The 7,864-nt window shown below is 64.0% G+C and carries 6 protein-coding genes; all 6 read left to right on the top strand.

The features are described 5' to 3' along the window. The first annotated feature begins 121 nt into the window (after positions 1–121). Entirely contained in the window at positions 122–589 is a 468-nt protein-coding gene (locus JMF90_RS14490) for a cupin domain-containing protein (RefSeq protein ID WP_006488377.1), read from the top strand. A gap of 254 nt (positions 590–843) precedes the next feature. Further along, the gene (locus tag JMF90_RS14485) at positions 844–1,224 is read left to right on the top strand and encodes a hypothetical protein (RefSeq protein ID WP_011548446.1); all 381 of its coding nucleotides are present in this window, start codon (positions 844–846) and stop codon (positions 1,222–1,224) included. Positions 1,225–1,555: 331 nt separating this feature from the next. Then, entirely contained in the window at positions 1,556–4,015 is a 2,460-nt protein-coding gene (locus JMF90_RS14480; RefSeq protein WP_011548445.1) for a GH92 family glycosyl hydrolase, read from the top strand. A gap of 65 nt (positions 4,016–4,080) precedes the next feature. Then, the gene (locus tag JMF90_RS14475) at positions 4,081–6,741 is read left to right on the top strand and encodes a GH92 family glycosyl hydrolase (RefSeq protein WP_011548444.1); all 2,661 of its coding nucleotides are present in this window, start codon (positions 4,081–4,083) and stop codon (positions 6,739–6,741) included. 362 nt (positions 6,742–7,103) lie between these two features. Continuing rightward, positions 7,104–7,322, top strand: a complete 219-nt coding sequence (locus JMF90_RS14470) for an AbrB/MazE/SpoVT family DNA-binding domain-containing protein (RefSeq protein ID WP_011548443.1) — start codon at positions 7,104–7,106, stop codon at positions 7,320–7,322. Beyond that, positions 7,322–7,741, top strand: a complete 420-nt coding sequence (locus JMF90_RS14465; RefSeq protein WP_011694472.1) for a PIN domain-containing protein — start codon at positions 7,322–7,324, stop codon at positions 7,739–7,741. The genes JMF90_RS14470 and JMF90_RS14465 overlap by 1 nt, the downstream gene beginning before the upstream one ends. Positions 7,742–7,864 lie beyond the last annotated feature (123 nt).

Raw genomic sequence — 7,864 nt, 5'->3', positions numbered from 1 at the left:
CTGCGTCGCCGGGTGCGGTTCGGCGCGCCCTTGCCAGCGTGAAAATGTCGGACAATGGCTGCTGCGCGCGCCGCGCCGGCGCCGTGCGTTCAACCGAAGCATTCACGCTTGCGAGATCCCCATGTCGACTCCCTTTCCCCGGGAACTGCTGAAGGCCGCCGATATCGCGAAGATGGAACCGACGCGCGCGGTGCATTCGCTCAATCCCAATGCCGTTCGTCTCAAGCGACCGCTCAGCGACCTGACCGGGCTGACGCAATTCGGCGTGCACCTGCTCACGCTGATGCCCGGCCACGAATCGGCCGAATATCACCGCCACCTGTACGAAGAGGAATTCGTGTACGTGCTGTCCGGCACCGGCGCGGTGACGATCGGCGAGCACGCCAGTGAAATCGGCCCCGGCGATTTCATCGGCTTTCCGCGCGGCGGCGACGCGCATACGGTGCAGAACACTGGCGATGCGCCGCTGGAACTGCTCGTCGGCGGCCAGCGGCTCGAGCACGACGTGTGCGAATACCCGCGCATCGGCAAGCGGCTTTATATCGCGGGCGAGCTCGAGGAGTATGTCGAGCTGCCGAAACAGCCGTGACGGCCGGTTGCACGTCATTTTCCGAGCAAGCTGTTCGTACAAAGTGCGCGCGGGAATTACCGCGGACAGATAGTGCGTGCACATCGAATACTCGGTGAATGTCCCGATCTCGGACGAGTGAGACGATACCCGTCGCCGGCGTATGCATCGCGAAGCCACGAAGGTCGTAAACGTGGCCGCGCGAGATGCGCGATTCGTGCGCCGAATGCTCTTGATTTCAATGGAATGGTTGCCGTCGGCTGCTGCCTATATCGATGCGTCAGATACCTTTTCTTGCTTTTGCCCTTTCGGCCCTTGTGCCCGGTCTGGTGTGGTCGTATTGGGCCGATGATCCCGGGTCGCTCAAATACTCCATCCCAATCGCCTACCTGGGCACGGCAGCGTTTGCCATTCCACAATATCTGCTGGTCACGAAATACTGGCGCGTTTCGATGATTTCATCGTGCCTGTGTGGCAGCATCACGGGGTTGTTGACCTGGATTGCCACTTATTTGATTTGCACCGCGATCTGGGATGACGATGTTTTCAAGGCCGGTGTGGCGGTCGTTCTCGGGTTCATGGCGTTCGTGGGCCTCGGGGCACTGGCGGGCTTCGTGTTCTGGCTCATGCATCGTTGGCAGCGATCCGAACGATGAATTTGCTCCTCGCGAGTGGGGGCGACGACGGATTCCGTATAAAAATCGAATCAATCGCTTTTTGTTTAGATAAACAAAATAAAAATTCGTAAAAACACGGGGTAGAGAAAACGCGTTTATTTGGGCACGCTGGTGCCCATTGTCCGTTTCTGAGTACCGGTATTTCGATAGGTCGGTGCATCTTTTTCGGATACCAGAATGCGGAAATAAATACGCGCCCGGCATTTTCGACCGATTGCGCGGGTGCGCGAAAAGTCACGAAAAGAGTCCTGATAGAAAGCTCAGTAGTTCGAACAAACGGCTTGATTCAAGAACGAAACGGAGACAGGCGATGTCGAGGAACTGGGGGTTGGGAACGGCGCTGCTGGCGCTGTGCGTGGCCGTGGCTTCCTGCGGCGGAGATGGCGATTCGCCGTCGGCCGTGGCAGCGAACATGTCGACGTCCGCGCAGTCGCAGGGCAATGAGAACGGCAACGGCGGCAACGATAACGAAAGCGGCAACGGCAGCGAAGCGGCAAGGAAAAACGCCGACGTCCGCGTCGTCCAATACGTCAACCCGCTGATCGGCACCGACTACGCGACCGACCAGCCGGCCGACCCGGTCGGCTCGGGTCTCGGCGGCGGCACGTTCCCCGGGCCGACGGTGCCGTTCGGGATGATGCAGTGGAGCCCGATGACGCCCACCGCGCAATACGACGGGCGCAAGGGCGACGGCTCCGGTTTCTCCGGCGGCTACTGGTACGGCGACGCGTCGATCAACGCATTCAGCATCCTGCATCTGAGTGGTACCGGCTGCTGGGCGAACGGCGGCTACCTGAACGTGATGCCGCAGCTCGCGCCCGGCGACGCCGGCACGCCGGCCACGTTCGATCACACGAACGAAACCGCGCAGGCCGGCTATTACGGCGTCACGCTCGGCAACGGCATCAAGGCCGAGCTGACGGCGACGTTGCGCACCGGCTTCGCGCGCTTCACGTACCCGGCGCTCGCGCAGGGCCAGCAGGCGACGATCGCGATCGATCCGACCGTGCTGAACAACCGCGCCCAAGGCACGACGAGCGACACGGTCAGCCAGGTCGGCGACCGCGCGCTGTCGGGCACGATCGCGGGCGGCGGATTTTGCTGGGCCGGACATGCGGTGCCCGTCTACTACTACGCGGAATTCAGCCAGCCGTTCGCGGCCAAGCCTGCGCTGTCGAACAACCGCCCCGTCACGCTGACGTTCAACGTCGACAGCAAGCATCCGGACGTGATGATGAAGCTCGGCATCTCGTTCGTCAGCGAAGCGAACGCGAAGGCGAACCTGCGTGCGGAGAATCCGGAAACGGATGCGCAAGGCGAACGGAACTGGCGTTTCGACAAGGTGCGCCGCGCGGCGAGCGCCGCATGGAACGCCCGCCTGAACGCGATCCAGGTCGCGGGCGGCAGCGATGCCGACAAGACCAAGTTCTATACCGCGCTGTATCACGCGTCGCTGCATCCGAACGTGTTCAACGACGTGAACGGCCAGTATCCGGATTTCTACGCGTCGAACGGCGCATCGACCGCGCCGACGCGTCAGGTCGAAAACGGCCGCACGATGTACGCGAATTTCTCCGGATGGGACATCGACCGTTCGTTTATCCAGTTGCAGGCGCTGCTCGATCCGGTGCGCACCAGCGACATCGTGCAGTCGCTCGTGCTTGATGCGAAGGCCTGCGGCGCGTTCCCGCGCTGGGCGTACTTCAATACGGAGACGGCCGTGATGCCCGGCGATGCGGGCTCGATCATCACGGCGAACGCGTATGCGTTCGGCGCGACGCACTTCGATACGCAGGCCGCGCTGTCGATCATGAAGGCCAGCACCGCGCCGGGCGCCGCGTGCGCGGGCACGCCGGTGATGGGCAGCCGCGCGGACTACGACCGGCTCGGCTACGTGCCCGCATCGGGCAGCGGCGACAACCAGACCGCGTCGAACACGCTCGAATACGCCCTGCGCGATTTCGCGGTGTCGCGCTTCGCGACGGCGCTTGGCGACACGGCGACGGCCGGCGCGCTGCTGAAGTCGAGCGGCAACTGGCAACACCTGTTCGATCGCGGCGCGATCCGGCCCAAGACGTCGGCCGGCGCGTGGATCACCGACGGGTCGGGCTTTATGGAAGGCAATGCCGAGCAATACACGTGGTACGTGCCGCACGATCTCGCCGGCGTGATCGCGCAGGCGGGCGGCGCCACGCCGGTCGTCAAGCGGCTCGACACGTTCTTCACTCACCTGAACATCGGCACCGAGCAGCCGTATTTCTACGTCGGCAACGAAGTGACGATGGCCGTGCCGTGGGTCTACGCGTGGGCCGGCGCGCCGTCGCATACGCAGCGCGTGCTGCACGCTTCGCTCGCCAACGCGTTTGGCCCCGGCGCGGCGGGGCTGCCCGGCAACGACGATCTCGGCGCACTGTCCGGCTGGTACGTGTGGGCCGCGCTCGGTCTCTACCCGGTCGTGCCGGGCGTGAGCGGCGTTGCGCTGTCGAGCCCGCAGTTCGAGGCGATCACGGTGCGCGTCGGGCAGCAGGACGGCAGCTACCGCCTGCTGCACATCGCCGCGCCGGGCGCGGGTTCGGGCGACGGCGCGTCGTTCTACGTGAAGTCGCTGAAGCTGAACGGCACGTCGTGGCCCGCCGCGTGGCTGCCGCTCGAGCACATCGCGAAGGGCGGGAAGCTTACGTACGCGATGACGGCGGATGCGAGCGCCGCGACGTGGGGCGCCGATGCATCTGCGATGCCGTCGTTCCCGCGGGCGGCGGGCGCGCAGTAGGGCGGGAGGATCGAAGAGCGGTTCTTGCCGACAGGATCGACGCGGAGAGAGGGAGGGACGAACGGATGAAGCTACGTCACGTGGTGGGTATCGGGTGCCTTGCCGTGTTGTCGGGGTGCGGGGGCGATCAGGGGGCGACAGATGCGAGCGTGCTCGCGCAGATGTCGAACGCACCGGGCAACCAGAAAGATCAAGGCAACCAGAACGACCAGGGCGATCAGAACGATCAGGGGGAAAACGGCGGCGCGCACAAGCGATCGGTGCTGCGCAGCGTCGATCCGATGATCGGCACGGCCAACCTCGACATCAACGCGGACTGGAGCAGCGGCGTGCGCGGCCACGGCCACGTGTATCCGGGCGCGACCGTGCCGTTCAGCATGGTGCAGCTCGGGCCGGACACGACCGGCGGCGCGCATACGCTGCCGTGGAACTGGGATCGCACGTCGGGCTACCAGTACGACGATCCGTTCATTACCGGTTTCACGCATACGCATCTGTCGGGAACCGGCATCGGCTCGGGCGGTGAAGTGCGGTTCCTGCCGACGCTCGCGCCGGTCGATACCGCGACGCTGGCCAAGGTTGCCGCCGATGCATCGATCACCTACGACGCGTCGTTCAGCCACGACGACGAAACCGCGAGCCCCGGCTACTACCGCGTGAAGCTGGCGCCGGTCGGCAGCGGCAACACGCCGTGGAACGTGCAGGGCGCGAAGATTCTCGCGGAAATGACGGCGACCACGCACGCGGGCGTGCATCGCTACACGTACTTCCCGAGCGCGGCGACGCAGAAACGCAGCATGATCGTGAGCATCGACAACCCGATCGGTGGCTCGACCGCGAGCGGCAAGATCCAGGTCGTCGACGCGCGGACGATCGCCGGCTGGCAGTTCACCAACAACTGGGCGAACAACAAGCCGACGTATTTCGTCGCGCGGTTCTCGAAGCCGTTCGATACGCAGCACGTCGCGTTCAGCGCGGACGGCTTCAAGGCGTACCTGACGTTCGCCGACGGCGGCGACGGCGGCGCGGTCGCGGTGAAGGTCGGCATCTCGCCGTCGAGCATCACGGATGCGCAGGCCAATCTCGCGTCGGAAGTCGGCGCGAAGTCGTTCGACCAGGTGCGCGGCGCGGCGGAGCGCGCGTGGAGCGCCGCGCTCGATCGGGTCCGGATCAAGGGCGGCAGCGCCGACCAGCGGACGATGTTCTACACGTCGCTGTACCGCACGATGCTCGCGCCGACGGTCTACAACAACGCGGACGGCAGCTACGTCGGCATGGATTCGTCGAACGACGGCACGACGTCGCCGCCGACCACCAGCAAGCATGCGAACCCGGGCTTCGACTATTCGTCGACGTTCTCGCTGTGGGACACGTTCCGCGCCGAGGCGCCGCTCATGACGCTGGTGCAGCCCGAGCGCGTCGACGGCTGGGTCAAGTCGCTGCTGACGCAGTTCGCGCAGAACGGCAAGGGCGAACTGCCGGTGTGGCCGCTCGCGCAAACGGAAACCTTCACGATGGCTGGCCACCCGTCGATTCCGATGATCGCGGATGCGTACCTGAAGCACCTGACGAGCGCGGGCATCGACGACATCTGGACCGCGTTGACGACCACGCAGCGCGCGAGCGCGCACGGCTTCGACCAGTATCGCCAGCGCGGCTACGTCTATGCGGGCGACAACGCGTCGGTGTCGACCACGCAGGATTATGCGTTCGACGACTGGGCGACGGCCGCGGTCGGCAAGGCGGCCGGCAAGAGCACGGCCGACTACCAGCCTTATCTGACGCGCAGCCAGAACTACCGGAACGTGTTCAACCCGGCGCCGAACAACGGCTGGAAATTCTCGCAGCCGAAGGATGCGCAGGGCAACTGGGTCGCGGGCTTCGATCCGACGGCCGCCGAAAAGACCGACTTCTCCGAATCGAATTCGTGGGTCGACACGTGGAACATCTTCCACGACTTCCCGGGATTGATCACGCTGCTCGGCGGCAAAAGCCAGTTCATCGCGCAGCTCGACCGCACGTTCGATCCGGCCAACCCGCTGACCTTCCAGTACAACCAGGGCTTCCCGGACCTGACCGGCCGCAGCGGCCAGTTCTTCGCGGGCAACGAACCGGCGAACCACCTGCCGTACCTGTACGACGTCACCGGCATGCCGTCGAAGACGCAGGACCGCGTGCGCACGGTGATGGACGACATGTACTCGCTGACGCTCACGGCCGGCGATCGTGCATTGCTGAGCGGCGACAGCCTGAAGGCCGCGCTGAACGATCCGCGACGCGTGCGCGATGCGGCGATTCCCGGCAACGACGACTGCGGCCAGTTGTCCGCGTGGTACGTGCTGTCCGCGCTCGGCATCTATTCGCTGAATCCCGTGGGCGGCGTGTTCTATTTCGGCACGCCGCTGTTCGAGGAGGTGTCGATCGACATCCCGATGGCATCAGGCAGCAGCGCCGGCGGCGCGTTGAAGTTCGGCGGTGCGCGACGCTTCACGATCACCGCGCATACGGCGTCGGGCGCCGCACCGTCGTCGGTCAATCGCTACGTGCAGTCGGTCAGCCTGAACGGCACGCCGCTGCATCGGCCATACATCACCTATGACGAGATGAAGGCGGGCGGCAGGCTCGATTTCGTGATGGGCTCGACGCCGAACGATGCGTGGGTCGGCCAGTGGAACGGCCAGGATCCGAACAGTGCGCTCGCGCCGGCGCTGGCGTTGATCAACTAGTCGGCAGGGACGCCGTAACAAGGTCGCCTTGATTTCGGCGCACATTTGCCGGATTCCGGCAGTACGCCGAGCCCGGCGAGAAGACGGGCCGCAGAGCAACGCGGTCGCTACCTGTACGGGGAACGGTGACGGCAACCGGCCGCACGCCAAGTGTCGACACACCGTCGCGCCGCTTGCGCTCGACTAATGCGGCTTCGCTGTTTGGGGACGTATCAAGTTGACTGACTCGCCGTCACTTGGGTTTCGAGTGGAGCGGTCAGTAGCGGCTTCACCCTTTGACCGGTTTGCCTCTCGCTCACCACTACCGCTATTGCGAAGATGGGCAAATTGCCTTACAATTAATTGAAAAGTAAGGAGATATCGTGTTCGAAGCCACACTTACAAGCAAGGGGCAACTTACATTGCCGGCCGGCATCCGGCATGCGCTTGGCCTCGCCGCAGGCGTGCGGATTGTCTTCACACCACTGGATGACGGTACGGTCATTTTGCGCGCCAAAACCCGCAGCCTGCTTGATTTGCAAGGTGCCCTACCGTCGATCACAAGTGTGCCAATCGATGCCATGGGGATAGGCGACGCTTGATGCCCAGTCTTGATACAAATATTCTGGTGCGTTGGTTGACCAATGACGACGTTGACCAAGTCGCGCATGTCCGTGAGCTGTTTGCCGCTTCGGCTGGACAAGCGGACGCATTCTACATACCGGTAACTGTGATGCTCGAACTCGAATGGGTTCTGCGATCGCGCTATAAATTCGACCGCCAGCAGATCCTGACTGCGCTCACGGCCCTGCTCGAGACGCGGGAACTGAGTTTTGAAGCGGAGGGTGCGCTTGAACGTGCGCTGCACATGTATCGCGAGCATGGCGGGGATTTCGCAGACTGCCTGCACGTCGGTCAGGCTAGTGCAGCTGGTCGGGCACCTCTACTCACGTTCGACGAGCGTGCTGCACGGTTGCCTGGCGCCGAAATTCTTGGTGCGGGGCGAGCGCAGTTGCTATGAGTCCTGCAGGATTGCGGTGATGTCGGCCGTACGTCGCTTAAGAGTCGCAATAGGCAGAACGGGTTCTACTAGAACGTCCTTTTAGGTCCTTCGTGGATGTGATCTTGTCGTTGTCGCCATCAC

The organism is Burkholderia sp. E168m23, from assembly GCF_016586125.1.
Classification (GTDB): Bacteria; Pseudomonadota; Gammaproteobacteria; order Burkholderiales; family Burkholderiaceae; genus Burkholderia; species Burkholderia orbicola.
This window is presented reverse-complemented; position numbering and strand designations above follow the sequence as displayed.

Bases quoted from the DNA above. Each gene is read 5' to 3' on its own strand.
- JMF90_RS14485 (WP_011548446.1), top strand. From the start codon at position 844: ATGCGTCAGATACCTTTTCTTGCTTTTGCCCTTTCGGCCCTTGTGCCC.
- JMF90_RS14465 (WP_011694472.1), top strand. From the start codon at position 7,322: ATGCCCAGTCTTGATACAAATATTCTGGTGCGTTGGTTGACCAATGAC.
- JMF90_RS14490 (WP_006488377.1), top strand. From the start codon at position 122: ATGTCGACTCCCTTTCCCCGGGAACTGCTGAAGGCCGCCGATATCGCG.
- JMF90_RS14480 (WP_011548445.1), top strand. From the start codon at position 1,556: ATGTCGAGGAACTGGGGGTTGGGAACGGCGCTGCTGGCGCTGTGCGTG.
- JMF90_RS14475 (WP_011548444.1), top strand. From the start codon at position 4,081: ATGAAGCTACGTCACGTGGTGGGTATCGGGTGCCTTGCCGTGTTGTCG.